Here is a 25,011-nt window from a genome sequence, read left to right on the forward strand (position 1 = left end):
CTTTTTATTTGCCCGGCAACAGGGTGCAGCCTGCCCAGTTAATAGTAAGGACAAGTCAGGGAAGCAGAAGGCAGGGATATCCCTGCTTCCACTCCCTGTCTGAATGGTTGCCGTTCAGATAGGAGCAATTTTCCTGAGTTCATATTCTTCTTTCGAAGACCAGTATTGACAGCCAACTGAGATAATTGAGGAAACAAGGCCAACAACGTACAAAAGAGCAACAATATTCCAATCTACAGCGAAAGGGGATTCTGTTCGATTTTGAGGATAAGGCTTAATGTAATTCGGCCTCGGCCTCGCTTCGGCAGGACCCGCAGGGCTAGAACTGTAGGTAAATAACACGATCTCCTGATCACCCAAATCAAGAGTTAGCTGGTCTTTCACAGGGCTGAATGCCCCACCGTAAGAGTTTGTTTTTGCAGCTATAAAATAAACTTCCTTTGCTTTTTTCGGGTCAGCGACATTATAAATAGTGACTCCAGCGCCTTCACCAAGGGTTCCCATGGCCATCAACTTCCCGTCACGACTAATGTCAACAAAAGACACTGGTCTTTTAACTTCTTCTGGAACGGGTATCAGAACTGGCTTTTCCGGGTGCTCCATATCATAAAGGAGGAGCGAATGATGCAATGCATAACCCGCCACAGCAAGCCATTTTGAGTCAGGGGCGATAGCTACACTAATAGACCTGTGACCAGGTTTATTCCCCGGCATCTTTTCAGTAGCCAGAAGTTTGGGGTTGCTCAGGTCAGCCAGGTCATAGACCATAAGGCTGAAACCATTGCCGGTAAAAGCCACCCACTTCTCATCAGGGCTGATGGCGACATCCGTCAGTGTGTAGTCTGTTTCTATAACTGACTGTTTTATTGGTTTTTTTGGGTCGCTGATATTATAAATCTGGATTAATCCGTCCCTTCCTCCTGCGACCATGAAGGTTCCGCTGCTGCTGACTTTAACGCAGCTGGCTTGTCGAATTTTATTCTCTGTAGCATCTTGCCATGGCAGTGACATGACATAAGACGGGTGTTTCATGCCTTCTACGTTTTCAATAACAATCTGACCATTGACGTCAATTCTTACCAGGTGCCGCCCATCGGATGTGAAGCTGTTGTCGTAATTAAAATTATGCCTGACGGCTGTTTTCTCAGCTTGTACAGGCTGGTTGAGCTGACTGATATCGTAGGTGATGTACTCGCTACCGTACTGAATGTCGTGCAGTTCCTCTGCGTCTCTTACCACTTTGTTGCTTTCTTTTGTTGTAAACCGAACCCCGGTGTTGATATATCGGCCATCCGGGGAAAATGTCATCGCTCTAACGTGTTCATAAGGTGGCAGGTCGAGGTCGATGTCACTACTAAAGTTGATTTTGCCTTGTTTCGTCAGTATGAAGGCGGTTGAAGGGGGTGTCTCTGCAGAAAGCGGAGTTGTTTGAGAGGCTGGTTTTGCCTGAGAGCCAGTTGTTATGGCTCCAAGCAACAAAAATGCTCCCATCATCATAGGCATGCTCATAATAGACTGTCCTGTACTCAGTAATGAGGTCAACCAGTAAAGACCAGGGAATGCAGCTTTGCTATTTTTTGCTTGTTATTGTCAGTCATCCCAGGCACTTTTTATTTGCCCGGCAACAGGGTGCAGCCTGCCCAGTTAATAGTAAGGGCAAGTCAGGGAAGCAGAAGACAGTAATATCCCTGTTTCCACTTCCTGTCTGAATGGTTGCCGTTCAGATAGGAGCAATTTTCCTGAGTTGACGTTTTTTCTCGTAGTCACCATGGAGTAGAAAGCCAATTGTAGTAATTACGAGACCAAAGCCAACAGCCGGTATAATTATTATAATTGTAAGATTTTCTATATATGAAGGGGATTCAGTTGGATTTTGAGGATAAGGCTTAATGTAATTCGGCCTCGGCCTCGGCCTCGCTACGGCAGGACTCGCGGGGCTATGACTGTAGGTAAATAACCGGATCTCCTGATCACCCAAATCAAGAGCCAGCTGATCTTTCACAGGGCTGAATGCACCGCCGTAAGATTCTGTTTTTGCAGCTATAAAATAAACTTCCTTTGCTTTTTTCGGGTCAGCGACATTATAAATAGTGACTCCAGCGCCTTCACCAAGGGTTCCCATAGCCATCAACTTTCCGTCACGACTAATGTCAACAAAGGACACTGGTCTTTTAACTTCTTCTGGAACGGGTATCAGAACTGGCTTTTCCGGGTGCTCCATATCATAAAGGAGGAGCGAATGATGCAATGCATAACCCGCCACGGCAAGCCATTTTGAGTCAGGGGCGATAGCCACACTAATAGACCTGTGACCAGGTTTATTCCCCGGCATCTTTTCAGTAGTCAGAAGTTTAGGGTTGCTCAGGTCAGCCAGGTCATAGACCATAAGGCTGAAACCATTGCCGGTAAAAGCCACCCACTTCTCATCAGGGCTGATGGCGACATCGGTTAGTGTGAGGCCTGTTTCTATAGTTGACTGTTCTATTGGGTTTTTTGGGTCGGTGATATTATAAATCTTGATTAATCCGTCCCTTCCTCCTGCGACCATGAAGGTTCCGCTGTTACTAACTTCAACGCAGCTGGCCTGTCGAATTTTATTATCTGTAGCATCTTGCCATGGCAGTGACATGACATAAGCCGGGTGTTTCATGTCTTCTACGTTTTCAATAACAATCTGACCATTGACGTCAACTCTTACCAGGTGCCGCCCATCGGGTGTGAAGCTGTTGTCGTAATTAAAGACGGCTGTTTTCTCAACTTCGACAGGCTGGTTGAGCTGGCTGATATCGTAGGTGATGTACTCGCCACCGTACTGAATGTCGTGCAGTTTCCCTCCATCTCTTACCACTTTGTCGCTTTCTTTTGTTGTAAACCGAATCCCGGTGTTGATATACCGGCCATCCGGGGAAAATGTCATCGCTCTAACGTGGCTGTAAGGGGGCAGGTCGATGTCACTGCTAAAGTTAATTTGGCCTTTTTTCTCCAGAATGGAGCCGGCTGAGGAGGATATCTGTGTGGGGGAGGGAGTTTTTTGGTTGATGTTATTACTAAAATTAAATTTGCCTTTTTCCTCCAGGCTGAAGCCAGTTGAAGGGGATGTCTCTGTAGAGAGCGGAGTTGTTTGAGAGGCTGGGTTTGCCTGAGAGCCAGTTGTTATGGCTCCAAGCAACAAAAATGCTCCCATCATCATAGGCATGCTCATAATAGGCTGTCTCGCACTTAAAAGTCAGGCCAGCCAGTAAAGACCAGAAAATGCAGTTTTGCTATTTTTTGTCTGTTATTGCCAGTCATCCCTGACACTTTTTATTTGCCCGGTAACAGGGCGCAGCCTGCCCAGTTAATAGTAAGGGCAAGTCAGGGAAGCAGAAGACAGTAATATCCCTGTTTCCACTTCCTGTCTGAATGGTTGCTGCTTAGCAAAATCGTCGTAAACCCTCGCCCAATGCGGGCGGGGATATAAGACGGGAAGGCGCAGAGCCTTCCGCCATCAATCAGGTGTACTCTGGCTATTAACGTAGTCCTTCAGAGTCTCGATAGTTGCACCGCCAGCACTGCAAGCAAAGTAAGACCTTGACCACATTAAGCCTGCTTTGCTCTGAGCAGTAAGGTGGGTATTCAGCATTCGCAACCGTCTTGATGATGTTGATTTGAGATTATTTACCATGACACTGATAGCCAGTTTTGGTGGGTAGGCCACCAACAGGTGTACGTGATCTTTTTCGCCATCCATTTCAAGTAACTGGCATTCCAGTTTTTCACATGCACTCTCGAACGACTCCCGTAACTGCTTGATCATATAGCCATCAAAAAGCTTTCGCCTGTACTTTGTCGTGAACACCAAATGAACAACCAGCTTGGTAACGCTATGTCGTTTGCGAAGATACCCTTTAAGCAAATCTTTATTGTGTGCGCTCACTTGAAAACCTCTTTCAAATACCTATAATATAAATTTTATATTAATGAGCACTGAAATAACGTTCCATGCTGAGAGCCACCAAAGTACGAATCTATCCAACATCAGAGCAGGCGGAATTTCTCGACCGTCAGTTTGATGCTGTGCGGTTCGTATGGAACAAGGCCCTGGCTATTAAGGTTCATTATTACAAGGTTCGTGGGCAGAGCCTTTCTCCCAAAAAACACCTGAAGCCCTTGCTGGCAAAAGCCAAGAAAAGCCGAAAGTACTCATGGCTGAAAAACGCTGACTCTATTGCACTGCAACAGGCCACTATCAATCTGGATACGGCCTTTCAAAACTTTTTCAATCCCAAATTGCAGGCAAGATTTCCTCGCTTCAAGAAAAAGCATGGCAAGCAAAGTAGCTACCATTGTACGTCTGTCTCTGTGGGCGATAACTGGATAAAAATCCCCAAGTGCAAGCCCATAAGGGCTAAAGTGCATCGTGAAATAGTGGGTAAGGTGAAGTCTGTCACCCTGAGCAGAACGCTAACCGGCAAGTATTTTGCCTCCATATTGGCTGATGATACCCAGGAACAACCAAAACAGATTGATAATCTTGAAGCTAATCAGGTTGTCGGTGTTGATATGGGGATTACTGGTCTGGCTATCACCAGTACCGGCCATAAGACTGGCAATCCTCGCTTTCTGAAAAAAGCACAACGTAACCTGAAAAGAAAACAACAGGCTCTATCTCGCTGCAAGAAAGGCTCAAAAGGTAGGCACAAAGCCCGTTTATTGGTGGCAAAGGCGCATGAGCGTGTAGCCTTTGCCCGTAATGATTTTCAGCATAAGCTATCAAAACAACTCATCGACGAAAACCAAGCGGTGATTGTGGAGGCACTGAAAGTTAAAAACATGCTCAAGAACAAGCGTCTTGCTCGTTCTATTGCTGATGCTGGCTGGCATTCACTGATAACCAAACTCGAATACAAGGCAAAGCAGGAAGGTAAACATCTGGTGAAGATAGACCAGTGGTTTGCATCCTCTAAAACTTGCTCAGTCTGCGATTTGAAACAGGAAAAAATGCCATTGAGAATCCGATCATGGGAGTGTAGCTGTGGTGCTATCCATGACCGGGATATTAATGCAGCTCGCAATATCAAGAAGCAAGGCATATTGAAATTAAAGGCGGAAGGACTGTCCGTTTCTGCTGATGGAGGCTTGCGTAAATCCGGCAGACTGTCGGTTGCTGCCTAAGAAATCAGAAGCCTCACCCGATAGGGTGGGGAGCAGTCACGTAGGAGTAGCTTTTCTGTCGGGGAGATCAACGATTTGTATCAAGGTGTTCTTCATCTTCACTTATAGCTGTTTCAGGCGTAGAACCTGGCTGCCTGAAAGCGCCTGAATCTGGTTGCACGGCAAGTCGTCCAGGTGCAGGGACTCCATACGCAGTCGTTGCAGGTCAATCACCCGATAACCCAGTGCTTTGCTCATACGACGAATCTGTCGGTTCATGCCCTGGGTCAGGGTAATCAGGAATACATTGTCTGATTGTCGTTTAACCTGACAGGGCAGGGTGGTGACGTTTTTGCCAGAAGTGCTGTAGGAGACACCGAGGGACATCGTTCCCAGAAAATGTTCAGTCACTGGCTTATCGACAGTGACCCGGTACTCTTTTTCATGGTAATAGTCCGGGTGCAGCAACCGCTGGCAAAGCTCACCGTCGTTGGTCAGTAACATGAGTCCATGGGAGTCTTTGTCCAGTCGTCCAACCGGAAATACCCGAACCGGTATGTTGATCTGATGAAGAATGCTGTCGGCATCCTGAGGGTTGCAGACACAATCAATGCCAATGGGCTTGTTATACAGGTAGTAGTGATACTCTGCGGGTGGGTCAATGGTTTTGCCATTGACGACAATAGTGTCGTTATCGCTGACACGATCAGTGTGTAGGGCTGCTCTGTCGTTTAGCTGAACCTGTCCCGACTCAATCAGACGGCAGGCGGCACGTCTGGAACACAGACCGGAGTCTGCTATGTACTTGGCAATTCGAATCATAAAGCGGTTTGGTACTTATCAGTAAGAGCAAGTCAGGGAAGCAAAAAGCAAGAATATCCCTGTTTCCACTTTTTGCCTACAAAAAAGGACTGTTTTGAACGACCGCTTTCAGGTGGTGATTAATGCCGTACTTTGAACGGTTACAGCTTAGCAAAATCGCCGTAGACCCTCGCTCAATGCGAGGGTTTTGCGACACCCTCGATAAGGCGAGGAGTGTCACATCAAATACTTTTGTTTTTATATGCTTTGAGATGGCATATTACAATGCACGTTATGACAAAACTCACACTAAAGACAAAACCCAAAGTAGCGGCAAGCGCAGCGGCGACTTCAACTATTTTATAAGAAACATTTTTAAGTACTTTTTGAAGATCAGGTTCAACCGGCTTCGCTGTGCCGGGACTCGAAGGATCGTAACGATAGGTGAATAACCCGATTTCTTTATCTCCCAGATCAAGAGCGAGTTCATTTTTCCCGGGGTTGAATGCACCACTGCAGGATCTTGTGTTTGAAGCTATGAAATTAGCTTGTTCTGCTTTTTTTGGGTCAGCGACATTATAAATAGTGACTCCAGCGCCTTCACCAAGGGTTCCCATGGCCATCAGCTTCCCGTCACGACTAATGTCAACAAAGGACACTGGTTCTTTAACTTCTTCCGGAACGGGTATCAGGGCTGGCTTTTCCGGGTGCTCCATATCATAGAGGAGGAGCGAATGATGCAATGTATAACCCGCCACGGCAAGCCATTTTGAGTCAGGGGCGATAGTCACACCAATAGACCTGTGACCAGGTTTGTCTCCCGGCGTCTTTTCAGTAGCCAGAAGCTTGGGGTTGCTCAGGTCAGCCAGGTCATAGACCATAAGGCTGAAACCATTGCCGGTAAAAGCCACCCACTTCTCATCAGGGCTGATGGCGACATCGGTTAGTGTGAGGCCTGTTTCTATAGTTGACTGTTCTATTGGTTTTTTTGGGTCGGTGATATTATAAATCTTGATTAATCCGTCCCTTCCTCCTGCGACCATGAAGGTTCCGCTGTTGCTAACTTCAACGCAGCTGGCTTGTCGAATTTTATTATCTGTAGCATCTTGCCATGGCAGTGACATGACATAAGCCGGGTGTTTCATGTCCTCTACGTTTTCAATAACAATCTGACCATTGACGTCAACTCTCACCAGGTGCCGCCCATCGGGTGTGAAGCTGTTGTCGTAATTAAAGACGGCTGTTTTCTCAACTTCGACAGGCTGGTTGAACTGGCTGATATCGTAGGTGATGTACTCGCCACCGTACTGAATGTCGTGCAGTTCCTCTCCATCTCTTACCGCTTTGTTGCTTTCTTCTATCGTAAACCGAACCCCGGTGTTGATATACCGGCCATCCGGGGAAAATGTCATCGCTCTAACGTGGTTATAAGGTGGCAGGTCGATGCCACTGCTAAAGTTAATTTTGCCTTTTTTCGTCAGAACGAGGCCGGTTGAAGGTGGGGTCTCTGTAGAGAGCGGAATTATTTGAGAGGCTGGCTTTGCCTGAGAGCCAGTTGCTATGGCTCCAAGCAACAAAAGAGCTCCCATCATCATTGTTATTTTCATAACAGGCTGTCCTGCATTCAAAAGTCAGGCCAGCCAGTAAAGACCAGAAAATGCAGTTTTTCTATTTTTTTGTCTGTTATTGCCAGTCTTCCCAGACACTTGTTATTTGCCCGGGAACAGGGCGCAGCCTGCCCAGCTCGACCCAGCGATAATCCGGTGAATGAAAGTCGCTGCCTCTGGAACCCTGTAATTCAAAAGCCTGGCACAACTCGACAAACTGTTCAGTTTGCCCCGGCACATTGACGCCACCCACCACTTCCAGTGCATGACCGCCCGCCAGTTTGAAGTCTTTGACCAGCGCCCGGAGCTTGGTTCGGGTCATTTTATATTTCCCCGGATGAGCCAGCACCGCTTTACCACCCAGCGCACGCAGCCAGGCCACTGCCTGGCTCATGGGTGGCCAGAACTGCCGAAGGTTGCCGAGCTTTTTGTCATTCAGATAGTGATCGAAAGCTGCGTTAGCGTCTTTGACGTAACCTTTATTAACCAGCCACTGCGCAAAATGCGGACGACCGGTCTGGACGGTTTCTTTTGTCAGGGTGAAGCCATCACTGGTGTTTTTCTGGCGCGATAGTGCGATATCAAGCACCTCGGAAAACAGTTGATCTTCCTTAATGGTCAGCTGTAACAGTTTGACCAGTTTTTTCGCAATGTGCAGTGACCGCTGTCGACGGGCGTTGTCCTGATGTTCGATGATGCGTTCGAGGTCCGGATGATCCAGGGGAAAATTCAGCCCGACAATATGAATCTCAACACCGGACCAGGTGGTAGACAGTTCGATACCGGAAATCAGGCGTGGCCCGTCCGGTGAGCGCTGCTGCGAAAAGCGCTGCTGCGAAAAGCGCTGCTGCGAAAAATGCTGCCGCAAAAAATGATGGGCAGCCACCGAGTCATGGTCGGTGATGGCGAGCAGCTCAACGCCCTGGTCTGTCGCCCGGCGGTATAGCTCCAGTGGACCAAGGGTACCGTCTGAAGCGGTAGTATGACAGTGAAGGTCCGCATTAATACTCATCGTTATTCAAAAATCTCTCGGGTCTGATTACACTTTCTGTATCGTCTGGCTGTTTAAGTACCTGATCATACCTTTGTAACGACTGATTTTTTCGTCAGTGTTGTGTAATTCAGGTTCTGCCAGAATGGTAAAAACAGCCATCTCCTTATATGGTTTTATCACCAGAACGGTAATCTGACTGCTTAAATATGAAACAATTGATTGATTTTATTCCTCTGATTGTCTTTTTTACAATCTATAAAATGGACCCTCGTACAATGGAGTTTGCAGGGCAGAGCTTTGAACTGGGTGGGCCATTCAGTGCAACACTGGTGTTGATGGTCACTTCTGTCATTGTCTACGGTGGTATGTACCTCAAGTCCCGTCATCTGGAAAAGAGCCAGATGATTACACTGGGTGCCGTTATTTTGTTTGGTGGCATGACACTGGCTTTTCATGATGAAATGTTTCTGAAATGGAAAGCACCCATTGTTAACTGGATCTTTGCCATCGCGTTTCTGGGCAGTCAGTTTATCGGTAGCAAGACGCTGGTTCAGCGTATGATGGGGCACGTGATGACCCTGCCTGAAGCTATCTGGGCCCGACTGAATATGAGCTGGGTCATATTCTTTACCCTGCTCGGCGCAGCCAACCTGTTTGTAGCCTTCACTTTCCACGACATCTGGGTAGACTTTAAAGTCTTTGGCAGTTTGATTCTTACTTTCGGTTTTGTCATCCTTCAGTTCGTATTTCTGTCTAAGTACATTAAAGCCGACGCTGTTGCCAATGGTGCTGATAGCGGAATAGAAAGCGGTGGAATAAAAAGCCCAGAGGAAAAATGAATGCTGTACGCAGTAATCAGTGAAGATGTTGATAACAGCCTGTCTTTACGCAAAGATACCCGGCCTGCTCATCTGGCACGTCTGGAACAGCTAAAAGAGCAGGGGCGTCTGGTGCTGGCCGGGCCTCTGCCAGCCATTGACAGTAATGATCCCGGTGAGGCCGGATTTACCGGCAGCCTGGTGGTTGCTGAATTTGATTCTCTGACAGCCGCCCAGTCCTGGGCTGACGCCGATCCATACAGTGAAGCCGGTGTCTACCGGAGTGTTGTGGTAAAACCTTTTAAGAAAGTACTGCCCTGAGGCAGTACGCAGATAGTTGTATTAAGCGCATGAAGCTGATTGTAAAAACCATGATGTTTGCACTGGCTGCAGTATGGCTCTCGGGCACTGCCGCACAGGTGCATGCAGCTGATAAGTATGTTACCGATGTTGTCTATGTTCCCCTGCGGGCAGGGCCGGGAAATAAGTACCGGATTCTGCATCAGGGTTTAAAAACCGGTGCCCGGATGACAGTACTGGAAGAAAACGCCGGAGAGGGTTTCACCAGGGTCCGGATGTCCAACGGTACCGAAGGTTTTATTCGAACCCAATACCTTATGGATTCGCAGCCAGCCCGTGACCAGTTGCCAAAAGAACAGAAGAAAAACCAGCAGCTGTCGGCACAGTTGAAACAACTTCAGGCTGAGCTGCAACAACAGGAAGCCGAGTTGCAGTCGGCCAGAAACAACCTGAAAAACACGTCAACCATGTTGGATGAAAAAACCACCGAACTGGTGAGTTTGCGGGAAGCGACGGCTGAACCTCTGGCACTTGATCGTCGTAACAAACAGCTGATGGAAGAAAACCTGCGATATAAAAACCGGGTAGAAGTGGTTGAGGCTGAAAATGCCCAGCTGGTCAGAAATAACAGTATCCGCTGGTATCTGTATGGTGGTGGCACCATTCTGATTGGCATTCTGTTAGGTCTGTTCCTGCCTATGGTGAAGCTGCGTAAGAAGCCTTCGTCTGACTGGGTGTGAGTCAGCGGTTTGAATGTTTGAGAATTAAGGTAGAGCAATGACGGATATCGTCACTCCGGAGCTGGAGCAGTATTGTCATGAGATGACCGGGCAGGAGTCGGCTGCATTGCAGGCTCTGGCGCAGGCCACCCGTGACCGGACCCGCTACCCGGATAATATGTCCGGTCGCCTGGTGGGGCAGACGCTGAAAATGCTGGCAGCGCTCAGTAACGCCCGGCGGGTTTTGGAAATTGGGATGTTTACCGGTTATGCCGCGCTGTCGATTGCTGAAGCACTGCCCGAAGACGGCGAAATTATGTGCTGCGAAAGTAACCCGAGAGCCATCGCTATTGCTGAGGAGTTTTTTGCACAGGCGGGGTTATCGCACAAACTGAACGTCTTGTTTGGCATGGCTTTGGAGACTATTCCCTCCATTGAAGGAGAGCTCGATATGGTGTTCATTGATGCCGACAAGAAAAAGTATCAGGACTATCTTGAAATGACGTTGCCCATGGTGCGCCAGGGTGGGCTGATCATTATTGATGACGCCCTCTGGAAAGGAAAGGTTCTGACCCCTCAGGATGAACGAGCGCAGGCCATTGCCGACCTGAATCAACATATTTGTCAGCGCAACGATGTAGAGAATGTGTTGCTACCAGTCCGGCATGGCCTGAATATTATCCGGAAGCGGTAGCATTGTGTTGTATCAATTGATCAAGCCTTAAGTCTGACAGGCCCATGGGAGGAATGATGATCTACGAAGTGAACTGCATGATTCCCCAGTCCCGGCAGGATGAATTTCTTGTCTGGCTGGAGCTGCACGTCAAGCAGCTACTCAAAATTGGTGGATTTGAAGACGCCACTATTTCCCGACTGCAGGAGGATGATCGTCTGCCTGAAGCTCACGTGGGTTTCTGTGTGCAGTATTTTCTGGAAGATCAGTCTGTTTTTGATCGTTACATAGCGGATTATGCGCCAGCCATGAGAGAAGACGGCGCAAACCGTTTTGGTGACGATCTGAAAATTTACCGTCGCCTGATGTCCAGGCCCGTGTTTTCCAGTTAACCCCCATTGTCACCCAAGTCTGCGTTGAATTTAGCAGTCTCATCCATTAAGTTAAAGCAACCTGTGAAAGCATGTTTTTTGCCGGAACTTTCGCAGGATGAGTGACGCATTTCCGGCCTGTGACGCAACAGAACAATAAGCAAACAGCGGATAAAAAAATGGAACAAATAACTACTATTGTGAACGCCATTAACGGGGTCGTCTGGGGACCGTTAATGCTTGTTCTTATTCTGGGGGTGGGGCTATTCCTCATGTTGGGTCTGCGGCTGATGCCACTGCTCAAACTGGGAACCGGTTTCAAGTTACTATGGAGTGGTCGTACACCGGCAGATGGTGAAGACAAGGCTGGGGAAATCTCACCCTTTCAGGCGCTGATGACCGCTCTGTCAGCAACCGTTGGCACTGGTAATATTGCTGGTGTTGCCACCGCTGTCTTTCTTGGTGGCCCCGGTGCCCTGTTCTGGATGTGGTGTACAGCGCTGGTGGGTATGGCCACCAAGTTTGCAGAAGCCGTACTGGCGGTAAAGTTCCGGGAAGTAGACGACAAAGGCAATCATTACGGCGGCCCCATGTACTACATCAAGAACGGTCTGGGTTCCCGCTGGGCGTGGCTTGGCACACTGTTTGCCCTGTTCGGTGCTATCGCAGGCTTTGGTATCGGTAATACGGTACAATCCAACTCGGTCGCTGCGGTTCTGGAAGCTAACTTCAGTCTGCCTACCTGGATAACCGGTGTCGTCCTGATGGTTCTGGTGGGTCTGGTACTGATTGGCGGCGTCCGTCGTATTGGTCAGGTGGCAGGTACACTGGTGCCTTTTATGGCGATTAGTTATCTGTTAGCCGGACTGGGGGTGCTGGTGATTAATGCCGCTGCCATTCCTGAAGCTCTGTCCCTGGTCTTCACCTATGCCTTCTCACCGGTTGCCGCAACAGGTGGCTTTGCCGGTGCAGCTGTGTGGGCAGCCATTCGTTTCGGTGTTGCCCGTGGTGTTTTCTCCAACGAAGCGGGTCTGGGCTCTGCTCCCATTGCCCACGCTGCCGCCAAAACCAAAGACCCGGTTCGTCAGGGCATGATTGCCATGCTGGGTACTTTTATCGATACCATTATTATCTGTACCATTACTGGTCTGGTAATTATCACCTCTGGTCTCTGGACTTCCGGAGAATCCGGTGCGGCACTCACTTCCATGGCCTTTGCTAAAGCCATGCCGGGTGTTGGTAACTACATCGTGACGTTCTCGCTGGCGATCTTTGCCTTTACCACCACGCTGGGGTGGAGCTTTTACGGTGAACGCTGCCTCGTATACCTGTTTGGCCCACGTTCTGTGAAGCCTTACCGGATTCTGTGGATCATTGCTCTGCCGGTTGGTGCGACTATGAACCTGAACTTTATCTGGCTGCTGGCTGATACCCTGAATGCCATGATGGCAATACCTAACCTGGTCGCTCTTGTGCTGTTGAGTCCAGTGGTATTCAAACTGGTGCGCGACTACCTGGCAAAAGAAGCCGCCGAAAAAGAAGGCAAAACCATTGCTGAATAATCGTTGATACGTCCGTAGCAGAAAAGACCATGAATCCAGAAATATTTATGGTCTTTTTTTTGTCCTGATGGGAATGGCTGTTGTCACAATCAGAGTAGCAACTATTTTTAAAACAACTATATTCACGCAACGACAAGTAAACACGTATTTTTGACATCCTCCTCGCCGTAAACGACGAGGATTCCTACAGCTAGACGGCAATGCCCTGCCGCAGTGCATCCCTTACCAGTAGCGGGACACACCTTATTCGCTTTCTTGCCCTACGGTTAAGATTGTCGAGTAAACGACACGGGCAAAAAACGGAGGTAATTTAGTTTTTTACTTTCCTGTCTTGGCAGCGTAATCGCTAAAACATCCAAGACAAAAAAAGATAGTGCAGAGAGCTTGCTTTGCAAGCTGAACTTACATCCCCTCACTAAAAGTAAGGGGTTTTACGTTTGAAGTGATAAGTTGGTTGCGATGAAAGATTCCTTATTAATCTCCTTCATAATACGAGCACTGACGTTAATTATTTTGTTTTTCTCTTTATCGGGCACTGCACAGCAGCTACCCCGGAAGCATACGCAAACGCCCAACACTTCGAACGAGGCTCAAACATTAGATGATTTGTGCAACTCTTCTATAGAAAGTGGGGGAAGACTGAATGAATCAATTCAAACGGCTGCGGCGACAATATTAAACAACATTCAAAAGCAATTCCCATTCAATCAGATATCCCGATGCGTAATGCTTTTCCCTGATGGAAAGCCTATTGATGAAACTATCGGAGAATACAACCGTAACCGGATACCTGAAGATAAAAAGAATACGGTCTTCCTCATGGTTGGCCCCGGCGTCAGAACGGAACTGACTAATCCCGCCCACCGGGACCAGGGGCTGATCATGGTTGACGCGAGGGGAGCCCGTCGTACTCTCCAGGCTCATTGGCAAAAAAGCTATAAAGTCAACCAAACCATCACTTTGGAAAAAGGTCAAAAATTAGTCGGGATTCCATTAACCACTGATGCAAAGCTGGCAAATGATTTTTATATTGGTTTGGAACGCATGTGGGAAAACAGTGAATCCGACACATCCAAAAAAGATAGCCTCATAGATTCAAATGCAACAGGTATATTGATTTCGGGCTTGTCCAACGCACCTGCTTTTTTATCAACGCCATATGAGCTAAAACCCAGTGAGCAAGCAACAAAATCAATCTCTGCATCTTCTTCATTACTGAGTTTTGAGATAAAGCAAAATTCAGACAAGCTCGATATTCAACCGGAAAAAAACATCATAAATATTTTTAATAGTGAGCTGGTTCAGCCAGCAGGGCAAAGCATCAATATTTTCGCAACTGAAAATTTTTTATTCCATGAAAAAAAATACGATCAGGCGCTGTTTAATATTAAAGGCAGTCATTTTTTTTCATATGGTCAGTCAGTCACTGATAACCCTGTCTTTCTCACAACTGACACACATACCAGTAATTCTGAATATAATCAGAAAGTTGGCACTTACCTTAAATTAGAAAACAATCACTTTTTTGGAGAGTGCAAAAGAAATATTGTCAGTCGAGTCGACAATATCAAAAACTACGTAGCTTACAACAACCGGTTCATATGCTGGATAAACGGGGATAACCCCGCTGACTTAAAGCTGAAGAACAATTTCATGGCAACTGATTTCCTGACTTATGGCTCCAGCAACCCTGTTACCCGCTATATCAGCTATGAGGATGGAAACAGGTTTAAAGGGGCAATCTATTTACCTGATGTAATCCCTCTGTCTGGATCTGGGCATTCGGATGCAAAACACCATCGCCGAAGATTTGTCAGAGAAACCGGGCAGCGTGATAATGAAAAAACGGATACCTCTCACAACACCCAAGCATCGAATAATAATCAGAAGACCGTCGTTTATATTAGCCTTGGCATTGCGGTATTGAGTCTGGGGGTAGCCACCATATCTATGACTTACAGCTTTTTGAACAGGGTAAAAATCCGTTCATTGGAGAATGCACTCAGACCTCCCCCCGCGTCTCATGTTCCTCAGGTTCCGGGACAACATAGATACCAGCTGGTTCATAACCCTCCCGGACATGGAAATGACTGCCAGCAAGTAATGATGTCACCTGCTCATGATCCGTTAGTGGTGCGCCCAAATACTCCCGTAAGAACTCTTCCCGTAAGGACTAGAAACTCTCTCATCTCTCACAGTGGGGCATCTAGATCCCGTAAAAAGAAAAGTATTCAAATGAGTGATGCTAGTTTTGATGACGTTTTCGACTAAAGCACTGTACAAAAAGAACAATAAGTTTGGCTTACTCCTAAGCTCACAGGATTTGCGGCCTTTTCTTTATCATGGGTATAACAGCAACGTGATGTATAAAAATACCGGTAATATTGGCTGCCAGCGCCACCATGCCGCTATTGATACCATAAACAGAGCGAACCCCCAGAGCCAGCTCGGTGATCAGCACCACCAGACCTGTAGCCAGCCCCAGAAACACGGAAGACGCCCTGAGAGAAGGTCGGTGTAATGCCAGCGCAAACCCCGGAAAACATTGCACCAGCAGTTCCAGCTTGAGTTCAAGCAGGCGCCACAGGGTAATATCCCGGTAAAGCGCTGCAAGAGAGCAGAGTGTCATGACCACAAACGCAATCAGATAATCCTGTCGAAGACTGGTTCGGGCAGAAGTTTGAGTAAAGTCGTGTTTTATAATGGACACCAGTGACAGCAACACTGAATCAGCGGTTGACATAATCGCTGCCATTACAGCCATCAGCACCAGGGAAGCGCCGAAATAGTTGATAGCACTGCTGGCAGCCCACTGCTTTAATGCGACGGTCAACACCTGATCTTCGCTGATGCTGGCACCGCCAAGCAGTGACAGAGACGACCAGCCTGTGAGAATAAGAACCAGCCCGCAGATAACAAGCACCATATTGGACAGTGCCAGCGAGCGATAGAGTACCCGGGTGGATGATGCCGCAAAAACACGCTGTAGCGCCTGTGGATACACACAGACCGCTAACCCTCCCATTAACATCAGGCTGAACCAGCGAGCCTGAAAGGTGTAGTCGGGAACTCTGGCGCTTTCAGGTCTGTGCTCAGCGACACCGGCAATGATTTGCTGCAAACCACCAAAGTGACTGGTAATCCAGTAGCACAGGCAGGCAACCCCGGCAATGGTCACCAGCCCCTGAATCACATCAGTCCAGGCTACAGCGCGCAAACCGCCTACCGAGTCATAGAGCAGAATAACCAGGGCAAACAGAGGAACAGCAAGGTGATAGGGAACCTTGCTGTCAGTCAGCACCACCACAATTTCACCCACCGCTTTGAGCTGAGCAAACAGATAGTTAGTCAGACAGAGGCAGAAACAGAGTGTAAGCAACTGCCTCAGTGGGACAGCCCAGGGCTGGGCAGGAAACCGGAACCGGATCCAGTCTCCGGGAGTGACAAAATGGTTCGTCAGCGCAATGGGTCTTAGTTTTGGAACAATCCAGCGATAACTTACGCTGATCGTAGTCCACAACCCCATCGCCATGATCCAGTGGTAGCCAAGCCGATAAGCCTGTCCGGTATTAGCCAGCAGCGTATGCCCACTGGCTATGGTGGCAAAGAGTGTCAGGGACAAGACAAACATCCCCAGGGAGCGGTCTGCCAGATAGTGGTCTGATGCCGTATTTTTGGTGCTGGACTGTTTAGCTTTCAGGCAGACAGGTAGAAGCAAAAGGAAATAAACGATAATCAGTCCCAGTTGAAGCGTCACTTTGCCGGACTCTCCGCATACCATAGCCAGACATTGATGCCGGTGACTATGGCGTAACAGAGCAGTGCTGTAAGTACCCAGTCAGGAAAGCTTTCAAGGGTCGAGGAAAACTGCCCGGGGGGTCTGTACCAGGGAATGGATACAAGCAACAGGGAATACATGGCTGACTTAAAAAACATCCTGACAGGCCGGAATTTGTGTTTTATCATCGCAGTTATAGACTATCGGCTGATAAGCTGTTGGCAGCTTAGCAAAGTAACCCTGATAGTATGCAACCAGCAGGACAGCCTGAAGTTTAACAGGCCGCCATACCCCTTTCGTGGAACTGGTTAAGGCAGGGTTAGCACGATTTAAGATTTTCTTTGAGACTATCTATTTCTTCTTTCAGCTGATCTGTTTGTTTCTCATGGTCAGCATTTTTCTTTTTGCATTCCTGTAAATTGATTTGAGTTGCCTTCAGATCCGGCTCGGTTTTTGATACTTTCTTCTCATATTCTTCTTCCTCGTCTATTTCCTCTTTGGTTTTTTCCTTTACTTCGGCATGCCAGAGATCATTAACTAATGAGTGGATTGACTTTGCATACTGATTATATTTTTTTGCAGTGTATCTTGTACCATACATGTAATAGCTGGCAGGAGGCAAACGATCAAAAAAATCAATACCAGGTTCTGAATTGTATTTCTTCCTGAAGGCGAAATAAGAAAGAATGCTAATGATATCCGATGAATTTTCATCCTGACCATAAAACAGAACCCTGGAAGGCAATGGTAACTCTTTAACATACTTACAATCTAATAATAATTCACTATTCAGTAAGCCTGAATTGTCAGAATGGGTATTTCGATATTTACAGTTGTACTCATAATAAGTTCGGATGCTGTCGCCACTATCAACAATAAGGTTAACGCCTTCGGAAGCTCTATAGTCCAATAGCTCATTTATTGTGCAGTTCGCTCTTTCATCAGAGCTAGTACAATTATCTACATTGACTGATTTATTTTTGCCTGCTTCCAGAGCAAATGCTCTATGCTTATACAGTGTTTGATTATCCGCTGTGGCAGATGCTAGCAGAAATTCATACCCCTCTGCTAATAATTTATTGTTACTTTCGTCTCTAAATTCTACCTTGCCGTAAAGTATTGCAGGCTGGATTATTACTCTTTGTCGTATTTCTCCATCGATCCCAAAGAAATGGGCTGATTTAACTTTTCTTGTAACATTAGGAGTCTCAGTGTTAATAACCGCAGAAGTGTCAGCACTAATATTCGCAGGAGTGCTAGCATTTGATTTATTATCTGTGATAATGAGGGTGAAAATAATTACAGTGAAAAAAAGGAGTATTTTATTTGATTTCATGTTTGTTAATATCTGTGATAGCTGTAAATCAATCTTTATTTTATTTTTTTGGTGATGCTACTAACATGCCTTAAGCTCTTTTTCTAATCCCTCCATCTCCTGAAGTAGTTGAAGATTAATAACTTCATTATCCATGTTCTTATTTTTACAATTGCCCAAATCAAATCTTGTTTTTTTTAAATTTTTTTCCATTTGTTCTAATTTCTCATAATCCAACTCAGGTGCTTCTGTCAGAATTTGCAGATTTTTTAATTGTTCCCGAGCCTTACTTACCGGATTATTTGGTTGGCTGGTTTGATCTGCCCCAATATGCGTGGCAGCAGCAAGCAATAGCATCAGAGGTAATGACGTAGTACAAATTAATAATTTTTTTATATTTTTCAGCATCTTACACACCTTTAATAATCTTGGGTATTACGCAGGCGAACAGAGAGCAGCAAGCGTATAAAAACTAATATGAAGGCTGAGACTAGTATTGTTTTCCTCCTTTGCAAGTTATTCCGACAAACAGTCATCCTGGTGGGAAGCCAACCAGGAAACGGGTCAGTCTGTTTGCTCTGACAGTGAATGAAAAGAAATAAATGATAATCAGTCCCAGTTGAAGCGTCACTTTGCCGGACTCTCCGCATACCATAGCCAGACATTGATGCCGGTGACTATGGCGTAACAGAGCAGTGCTGTAAGTACCCAGTCAGGAAAGCTTTCAAGGGTCGGGGAAAGCTGTCCGGGGGGCCTGTACCAGGGGATTGATATAAGCAACAGAGAATACATAATTGCTTTCAGAAGAGTCTGACGAATTTTCCGGAAATTGTGTCTTAACATCACCGCTACTCAACATCGTCTGAATTAACTTCATACCCGCCCTTTATGGCAGGTATGAAGTCAGGGAAGCCGGAGTTTAGGGTATATTTCTGGTTGTTACCGCCCTTAGCTCAGATTTTGGTATTAAAGTTTATAGTTCGTTACGAGAATCAGATTGTTTTGATTCCGCAGAGGGGGTGACAAAAGGTTTAAACAATACACCTAACGACCAGTCTGATTTATAGTCAATACTTGAAGTCGTTTTAATAGGGAGCCCCGCGAGCTCTAACCGATAGCCAAGCGTCAGCAAGTCACTTTCCAGCGCAGCATCAAAGCAGATATGCCATAGAAAAGGTGACGGCAGATAGGAAGTTTCTCCAATCTTTAAGTCTTCCCAGATTTGCTTGCAAAAGTTCTCACCTTGCTCACCCAGTTTTTTTATGGAATAGTTTTTGGTAATATTTAGCTCTTTTGCCGTATAGTAAAACCCTGAAATGACAATAAAACTGTGCGTATTGACAACTGGGTGTAATGAAAGATAGCTGGAAACTTTTTGCACATCTGTAATTAACGGTCGAATAGCTTTACTGCAGACTTCAAAGTCACCGGTTCCTTTTTTTCCATTAGGCAAAGGGAAACCTTTAGGGAAGCATGCTGCCTGATTCAGGTACTGGGTTATTGCCAGATCAAGCCCTAAACCCAGAAAACTTTTTGTTTCAAGGCTGTAAGTTTTGTTGCTTATCTTAACGGTGTAGCTTCCTTTATTCTTAACTTCATAAGCGATTTGTGTAGATCCACCGCCCATATCAAGTACTCCCTGTGTATCTCCCTGTAAAGCTAAGAACTTGTTGTCATAATTTAATGCCAGCCAGGCATACAGGGCCTCTTGTTGGCCTGTTATTGTTTGAACGTCAATGTCTGATGAAGGGAATTTTTCTTTTAACCATTTTTCAATGCCTGTATTTATTGATGCTCTTTGGTCAGGTTTGATTTTCCGCATGCCAGCGGTTGAATAAAAGTAAATATTATTAATATTTTCTTTTTCAACTTTGCTAAACAGTGCTTGCAGATATTGATCCAGATTACTTACATCAACGTCTTGAATGCCTCCGTTTTGTATGTTCTGCGTATCCTCCTTAATATCAGGAAGCCCCATTTTAGGGTCTGACGAATGCTGGTAGATAAAGAGCCTTGAGCCGGAACTGCCCGCATTCACTACGGCAGCCTTTTTTTTCTCAACGGCATCATAATCAGCCATTGCTATTGAGCATGTCACTGCAAAAATACTGGCGAACTTAGTTGATAACATGATGGTCACATTCACCTTATACGTCTGTAACACCCACTGCCATTAAACAACTTCGCGGGGGAAGGGCAGGGGGAAGAGAAGGTGCCAGGTGCCTGTTATTTCAAGCTAAGGAGCGTTGATTCTGATTAATAAAGCGATAGTGCAGGCAATGGCAGAATAGGAGCTGAACAGTATGAACTCACCTATATTAGCAGAGTTTCGGCAACTGTCTGCAATCACAGCGCCGGCAAGCAACACTGAAAAACGGATGACGGGTATTATATTTAAGGGCGTTCCCTGTAAGACACATTCATCTTGATATGAAACAGGGCGGTTGTTACCCTTCCGGCATACTTTCCCGACCCGGTTGAGTGATGCAACCGTTGATAAAAAGTCTTTGCGATAAGGACAAGCAGTGGAACCTGATGGAGTGAACCCATGGGCCTGAGTATCTTTGACCTGTTCAAAATTGGCGTTGGGCCTTCCTCATCCCACACCGTTGGGCCGATGGTGGCTGCCAACCGCTTTCTTGGCGAACTGTCAGATAAACAGCTACTGAACCAGGTCGCCAGTATCAAGATCGATCTGTTCGGCGCACTGGCGATGACGGGTTCAGGCCATGCCACCGATACAGCCGTACTTCTGGGGTTACTGGGCGAACAGCCTGACCGTCTTGACCCGGATCAGGCACCAGGGCTTCTTAAGACCATCGAAGACTCAGGACAGATTCGCCTTGCCGGACAGTATCCGGTTGCCTTCAGTCAGAAGCACCATCTACAGTTTCACTTCGGACAGTCGTTGCCAGCTCATCCCAATGGTATGACGCTGACCGTCAAGGATCATGCAGGCATTGTTCTGCACACCAATAATTACTATTCCGTTGGAGGTGGCTTTGTACTGGATGAACAGGAAGCCGCTCTCGACCACGCCACTACTGATCAGGCCTCTTCTGCCCAGCCCCGCACCATTCCCTTCCCCTTCGACAATGCCAGAGAGCTTCTGCAACGCTGCGAAGACAATAACCTGACGATTGCCGAAGTGGTGATGGCGAATGAACACCACCTTGCCCGCTACCCCGATATTGAGCAGCAGATTCTGCGTATCTGGCACGTTATGGAGCAATGCATTGAGCGGGGCTGTGCAGAAGATGGGGTATTGCCGGGTGGTTTACAGGTTGCCCGGCGGGCTCACGGTCTGCATCAGAAGCTGGTCAATCGTAAAGCTCATCAGAAAGACCAGCTGGAGCTGATGGACTGGGTCAGTCTGTTTGCTCTGGCGGTGAATGAAGAAAATGCCGTGGGTGGTCGCGTCGTCACAGCCCCCACCAACGGCGCTGCCGGTGTGATTCCTGCGGTTCTGGCTTACTACGTACGCTTTGTCGACAGCAGTAAAGAGCAGGATATTATCACCTTTATCGCCACAGCGGCTGCCATTGGCATGCTTTATAAAAAGAACGCTTCAATCTCAGCCGCTGAAGTCGGCTGTCAGGGTGAAATCGGCGTCGCCTGTTCCATGGCGGCCGGAGCCTTGTGTGCAGTTTTGGGTGGCTCACCGTTGCAGACTGAAAATGCGGCAGAAATCGGTATGGAACACAACCTCGGGCTGACCTGCGATCCTATCGGCGGGCTGGTTCAGGTTCCCTGTATCGAACGCAATACCATGGGTGCGGTCAAGGCGATCAATGCGGCTCGACTGGCCCTGATTGGTACCGGAGAACACCGGGTATCACTGGACGATGTGATTGAGACCATGCGCCAGACCGGACTGGATATGCAGGACAAATACAAAGAAACAGCCACCGGTGGGCTGGCTGTTAATGTGGTGATGTGCTGATCTTTCAGACACATCGGCACCTGAAAACAAGATTAATCATCCATACTTGAGTCACCTCCGTAAAGGATGCGGGTGACTGCCAGAAGAAAGGTAGAAACATGGTCGTTGAAAAACAGGCGCTTAAACAGCTGGAGCATAACGATGCATTTACCGGACGCCACATTGGCCCGGATACCGACGAACAACAGACTATGTTGAACCTGCTCGGCGCAGACTCATTGGAAACGCTGATCAAGGATACCGTCCCCGGGGCTATTCGCATGCAGCAGCCCCTGAACGTTAATGACAGCATGACTGAACAGCAGGCACTCAGTTGCCTGCGTTCTCTTGCAGACCAGAACAAGGTGTTCAAATCGTACCTTGGCATGGGCTATCACAACACCCATGTGCCGCCTGTTATTCAGCGTAATGTACTGGAAAATCCCGGTTGGTATACGGCCTATACGCCTTACCAGCCGGAAATATCCCAGGGGCGTCTGGAAGCCCTGCTGAACTATCAGCAGATGGTGATGGATCTGACCGGCATGGAAGTGGCGAATGCTTCGCTTCTGGATGAGTCAACGGCTGCCGCTGAAGCCATGGCACTGTGCCGCCGGTCGAATCGCAGCAAGCACCCGGTCTTCTTTGTTGCCGACGATGTTCATCCTCAAACCATTGACGTGATTCAGACCCGTGCAGCCCATATGGGTATTCAGGTGGTGGTCGGCAACCCTTCTACCGAACTTGATCAACACGAGGTCTTTGGCGTACAGCTGCAATACCCGGGTACTTACGGCGAAATAGGCGACATTGTCAGTATTATTAAACAGGCTCGGCAGCAAAAAGCCATGGTGTCGGTGGCTGCGGATCTGCTGGCGCTGGTGCTGCTGAAGTCACCGGGTGAGCTGGGTGCCGATATCGCCCTTGGCAACACCCAGCGTTTTGGGGTGCCTATGGGGTTTGGCGGCCCCCATGCTGCCTATTTTGCCACCAGTGCGAAACTGAAGCGCTCCATTCCCGGCCGGATTATTGGCGTTTCTGTCGACAGCCGGGGCAATCAGGCATTGCGTATGGCGATGCAAACCCGTGAGCAACATATACGACGGGAGAAGGCTACATCCAACATCTGTACGGCTCAGGCCCTGCTGGCGAATATGGCAGGTTTTTATGCGGTTTATCACGGTGCCAAAGGGTTGAAGGTTATTGCCGAACGCGTGCATCGCCTGACGGCTATTCTGGCAGAAGGGTTGACCACGCTTGGGGTAAAGTGCAATACCTCGTACTTCGACACGCTAACGATCACGGTGGGTAGCGAACAGAACGCTCTCTACAAAAAAGCGCTGGATTCAGGTTGCAACCTGCGAATGGTCGGCAGTGACCAGCTGGGCATCAGTCTGGACGAAACCACCACCCGTGAAGATATCAGTCAGTTGTTTGATATCATCCTGGGCGCAGACAACGATCTTGATATCGAACAGCTGCATGCCAGAATCAATGGCTCTGGCATTCAACCGGAGCAGCGTCGTACCGATGCTATTTTGACTCACCCGACCTTCAGCCGTTACCACTCAGAAACGAATATGCTGCGTTATCTGAAACAGCTGGAGAACAAAGACTACTCCCTGACCCACGGCATGATCCCCCTGGGCTCCTGCACCATGAAACTGAATGCTACGGCGGAAATGCTGCCGGTTTCATGGCCGGAATTTGCCGATATTCATCCCTTTGCCCCAAGGGATCAGGTGCCGGGTTATATGACCATGATTCGGGAACTGGAACAGGATCTGATCAGTGTTACGGGTTACGACGCACTGTCCATGCAGCCAAACTCTGGCGCCCAGGGCGAATACGCGGGTCTGCTGGCCATACGCAACTATCAGCAAGCCAATGGACAGGCACACCGCAATATCTGCCTGATTCCATCTTCTGCTCACGGTACCAACCCGGCTTCTGCCGTCATGTCAGGATTAGAAGTGGTGATTGTTAAGTGCGACAGTAACGGTAATGTGGATATTAACGACCTGCGAGCCAAAGCTGAACAGCACAGCGAACACCTGTCTGTTTTGATGATCACCTACCCGTCCACCCACGGTGTCTTTGAAGAAGAAGTTCGTACTATCTGCTCGATTATCCATGAGCACGGCGGACAGGTTTATATGGACGGTGCCAATATGAACGCACTGGTTGGCATTGCTCAGCCGGGGCAGTTTGGTTCCGATGTCTCGCACCTGAACCTGCATAAAACCTTTGCTATTCCGCACGGTGGGGGTGGGCCCGGCATGGGACCGATTGGTGTTAAACAACATCTGGCGCCTTATCTGCCCAACCATCGTGTCAGCCCAATAGAGGGAGAACATAAAGGCACAGGAGCCGTGGCAGCCGCACCGTTTGGCAGTTCATCCATTCTGCCAATCAGCTGGATGTACATCAAAATGTTGGGGCAGACGGGTTTAAAACAGTCGTCAGAAGTCGCCATTCTCAGCGCCAACTACATGGCCGAACGACTGTCAGAGCATTACAGCGTGCTTTACCGTGGTCGTAATAACCGTGTCGCCCATGAGTGCATTATTGATATTCGTCCCATAAAAGACGCCAGTGGCATTACAGAGGAAGACATTGCTAAACGACTGATGGATTACGGTTTCCATGCGCCCACCATGTCTTTTCCTGTGGCTGGCACATTGATGATTGAACCAACGGAGTCTGAATCCAGAGCTGAAATTGACCGCTTTGTGGATGCCCTGATTGCTATTCGTCAGGAGGTCATAAAAGTCGAGAACGGTGAATGGCCAGCCGACAACAACCCACTGGTGAATGCCCCGCATACTCAGGCCGATCTGGTTGACTCTGGCTGGGATCGCCCTTATTCAAGAGAAGATGCGGTATTCCCTGCCGGTAATCCACAGGGAGGCAAGTACTGGCCTGCCGTTAACCGGGTCGATAACGCTCACGGTGACAGGCATTTTATATGCAGTTGTCCTTCGACTGATTCCTACAGGTAACGTATTGGTTTTGTAA

At 47.8% G+C, this 25,011-nt stretch carries 22 protein-coding genes; 10 read left to right on the forward strand and 12 right to left on the reverse strand.

The genetic code is table 11. From position 1 onward, the window contains the following. Positions 1-114 precede the first annotated feature (114 nt). The 3 genes from NX720_RS21685 to tnpA all read right to left on the reverse strand — a co-directional run bounded on the left by NX720_RS21685 (position 115) and on the right by tnpA (position 3,916). Positions 115-1,509 (reverse strand): WD40 repeat domain-containing protein, encoded by a 1,395-nt coding sequence (locus tag NX720_RS21685; RefSeq protein ID WP_262597435.1) that lies wholly within the window; start codon positions 1,507-1,509, stop codon positions 115-117. A 211-nt stretch (positions 1,510-1,720) separates the two neighbouring features. Then, positions 1,721-3,202, reverse strand: a complete 1,482-nt coding sequence (locus NX720_RS21690) for a WD40 repeat domain-containing protein (RefSeq protein ID WP_262597437.1) — start codon at positions 3,200-3,202, stop codon at positions 1,721-1,723. Between the two features lie 285 nt (positions 3,203-3,487). Beyond that, a complete protein-coding gene (tnpA, locus tag NX720_RS21695; RefSeq protein ID WP_262595354.1) occupies positions 3,488-3,916 on the reverse strand; it encodes an IS200/IS605 family transposase in 429 nt (142 codons plus the stop codon). A 65-nt stretch (positions 3,917-3,981) separates the two neighbouring features. On the opposite strand from tnpA, the gene NX720_RS21700 reads away from it, so the two are divergent. Further along, the gene (locus tag NX720_RS21700) at positions 3,982-5,154 is read left to right on the forward strand and encodes an RNA-guided endonuclease InsQ/TnpB family protein (protein WP_262597439.1); all 1,173 of its coding nucleotides are present in this window, start codon (positions 3,982-3,984) and stop codon (positions 5,152-5,154) included. A gap of 102 nt (positions 5,155-5,256) precedes the next feature. Here the strand turns inward: NX720_RS21700 and NX720_RS21705 are convergent, their stop codons facing one another. The 3 genes from NX720_RS21705 to NX720_RS21715 all read right to left on the reverse strand — a co-directional run bounded on the left by NX720_RS21705 (position 5,257) and on the right by NX720_RS21715 (position 8,553). Then, positions 5,257-5,955: a pseudouridine synthase gene (locus NX720_RS21705; protein ID WP_262597440.1), complete on the reverse strand. Its 699-nt coding sequence runs from the start codon at positions 5,953-5,955 to the stop codon at positions 5,257-5,259. Between the two features lie 221 nt (positions 5,956-6,176). Further along, entirely contained in the window at positions 6,177-7,541 is a 1,365-nt protein-coding gene (locus NX720_RS21710) for a WD40 repeat domain-containing protein (protein WP_262597441.1), read from the reverse strand. A 76-nt stretch (positions 7,542-7,617) separates the two neighbouring features. Further along, positions 7,618-8,553, reverse strand: coding sequence for a PHP domain-containing protein (locus NX720_RS21715; RefSeq protein ID WP_262597443.1), 936 nt, complete (start codon positions 8,551-8,553; stop codon positions 7,618-7,620). Between the two features lie 188 nt (positions 8,554-8,741). On the opposite strand from NX720_RS21715, the gene ispZ reads away from it, so the two are divergent. From ispZ to NX720_RS21750, 7 genes are all read left to right on the forward strand, one after another. Next, on the forward strand, positions 8,742-9,374 hold the full coding sequence (gene ispZ, locus NX720_RS21720) for a septation protein IspZ (RefSeq protein ID WP_262597445.1): 633 nt from the start codon (positions 8,742-8,744) through the stop codon (positions 9,372-9,374). Next, a complete protein-coding gene (locus NX720_RS21725) occupies positions 9,375-9,674 on the forward strand; it encodes a YciI family protein (RefSeq protein ID WP_262597447.1) in 300 nt (99 codons plus the stop codon). Between the two features lie 29 nt (positions 9,675-9,703). Next, positions 9,704-10,393 carry a TIGR04211 family SH3 domain-containing protein gene (locus NX720_RS21730; protein ID WP_262597449.1) on the forward strand — a complete coding sequence of 230 codons (690 nt, stop codon included), beginning with the start codon at positions 9,704-9,706 and terminating at the stop codon, positions 10,391-10,393. Between the two features lie 37 nt (positions 10,394-10,430). After that, positions 10,431-11,066 carry an O-methyltransferase gene (locus tag NX720_RS21735; RefSeq protein ID WP_262597451.1) on the forward strand — a complete coding sequence of 212 codons (636 nt, stop codon included), beginning with the start codon at positions 10,431-10,433 and terminating at the stop codon, positions 11,064-11,066. 53 nt (positions 11,067-11,119) lie between these two features. After that, positions 11,120-11,437, forward strand: a complete 318-nt coding sequence (locus tag NX720_RS21740) for a DUF4286 family protein (protein ID WP_262597453.1) — start codon at positions 11,120-11,122, stop codon at positions 11,435-11,437. 158 nt (positions 11,438-11,595) lie between these two features. Further along, on the forward strand, positions 11,596-12,978 hold the full coding sequence (locus tag NX720_RS21745; protein WP_262597455.1) for an alanine/glycine:cation symporter family protein: 1,383 nt from the start codon (positions 11,596-11,598) through the stop codon (positions 12,976-12,978). 459 nt (positions 12,979-13,437) lie between these two features. Beyond that, on the forward strand, positions 13,438-15,249 hold the full coding sequence (locus tag NX720_RS21750) for a hypothetical protein (RefSeq protein WP_262597457.1): 1,812 nt from the start codon (positions 13,438-13,440) through the stop codon (positions 15,247-15,249). Between the two features lie 43 nt (positions 15,250-15,292). Here NX720_RS21750 and NX720_RS21755 read toward each other — a convergent pair whose 3' ends face one another. From NX720_RS21755 to NX720_RS21780, 6 genes are all read right to left on the reverse strand, one after another. Further along, positions 15,293-16,759: a sodium:solute symporter family protein gene (locus NX720_RS21755; RefSeq protein ID WP_262597459.1), complete on the reverse strand. Its 1,467-nt coding sequence runs from the start codon at positions 16,757-16,759 to the stop codon at positions 15,293-15,295. Further along, positions 16,732-16,944, reverse strand: coding sequence for a hypothetical protein (locus NX720_RS21760; protein ID WP_262597461.1), 213 nt, complete (start codon positions 16,942-16,944; stop codon positions 16,732-16,734). Before NX720_RS21760 ends, NX720_RS21755 begins: the two co-directional genes overlap by 28 nt. 131 nt (positions 16,945-17,075) lie before the next feature. Beyond that, positions 17,076-18,092 (reverse strand): HAD family hydrolase, encoded by a 1,017-nt coding sequence (locus tag NX720_RS21765; RefSeq protein ID WP_262597463.1) that lies wholly within the window; start codon positions 18,090-18,092, stop codon positions 17,076-17,078. Positions 18,093-18,152: 60 nt separating this feature from the next. Continuing rightward, positions 18,153-18,479 (reverse strand): hypothetical protein, encoded by a 327-nt coding sequence (locus NX720_RS21770; protein ID WP_262597465.1) that lies wholly within the window; start codon positions 18,477-18,479, stop codon positions 18,153-18,155. A 219-nt stretch (positions 18,480-18,698) separates the two neighbouring features. Further along, entirely contained in the window at positions 18,699-18,914 is a 216-nt protein-coding gene (locus tag NX720_RS21775) for a hypothetical protein (protein ID WP_262597467.1), read from the reverse strand. Positions 18,915-19,044: 130 nt separating this feature from the next. Then, positions 19,045-20,202: an acetate and sugar kinases/Hsc70/actin family protein gene (locus tag NX720_RS21780; RefSeq protein ID WP_262597469.1), complete on the reverse strand. Its 1,158-nt coding sequence runs from the start codon at positions 20,200-20,202 to the stop codon at positions 19,045-19,047. A gap of 417 nt (positions 20,203-20,619) precedes the next feature. On the opposite strand from NX720_RS21780, the gene NX720_RS21785 reads away from it, so the two are divergent. Together NX720_RS21785 and gcvP are read left to right on the forward strand one after the other, a co-directional pair. Next, positions 20,620-22,014, forward strand: coding sequence for an L-serine ammonia-lyase (locus tag NX720_RS21785; protein ID WP_262597470.1), 1,395 nt, complete (start codon positions 20,620-20,622; stop codon positions 22,012-22,014). Positions 22,015-22,112: 98 nt separating this feature from the next. Beyond that, positions 22,113-24,995 (forward strand): aminomethyl-transferring glycine dehydrogenase, encoded by a 2,883-nt coding sequence (gene gcvP, locus NX720_RS21790; RefSeq protein ID WP_262597472.1) that lies wholly within the window; start codon positions 22,113-22,115, stop codon positions 24,993-24,995. Positions 24,996-25,011 lie beyond the last annotated feature (16 nt).

It is taken from the genome of Endozoicomonas euniceicola (assembly GCF_025562755.1).
Lineage (GTDB): Bacteria > Pseudomonadota > Gammaproteobacteria > Pseudomonadales > Endozoicomonadaceae > Endozoicomonas_A > Endozoicomonas_A euniceicola.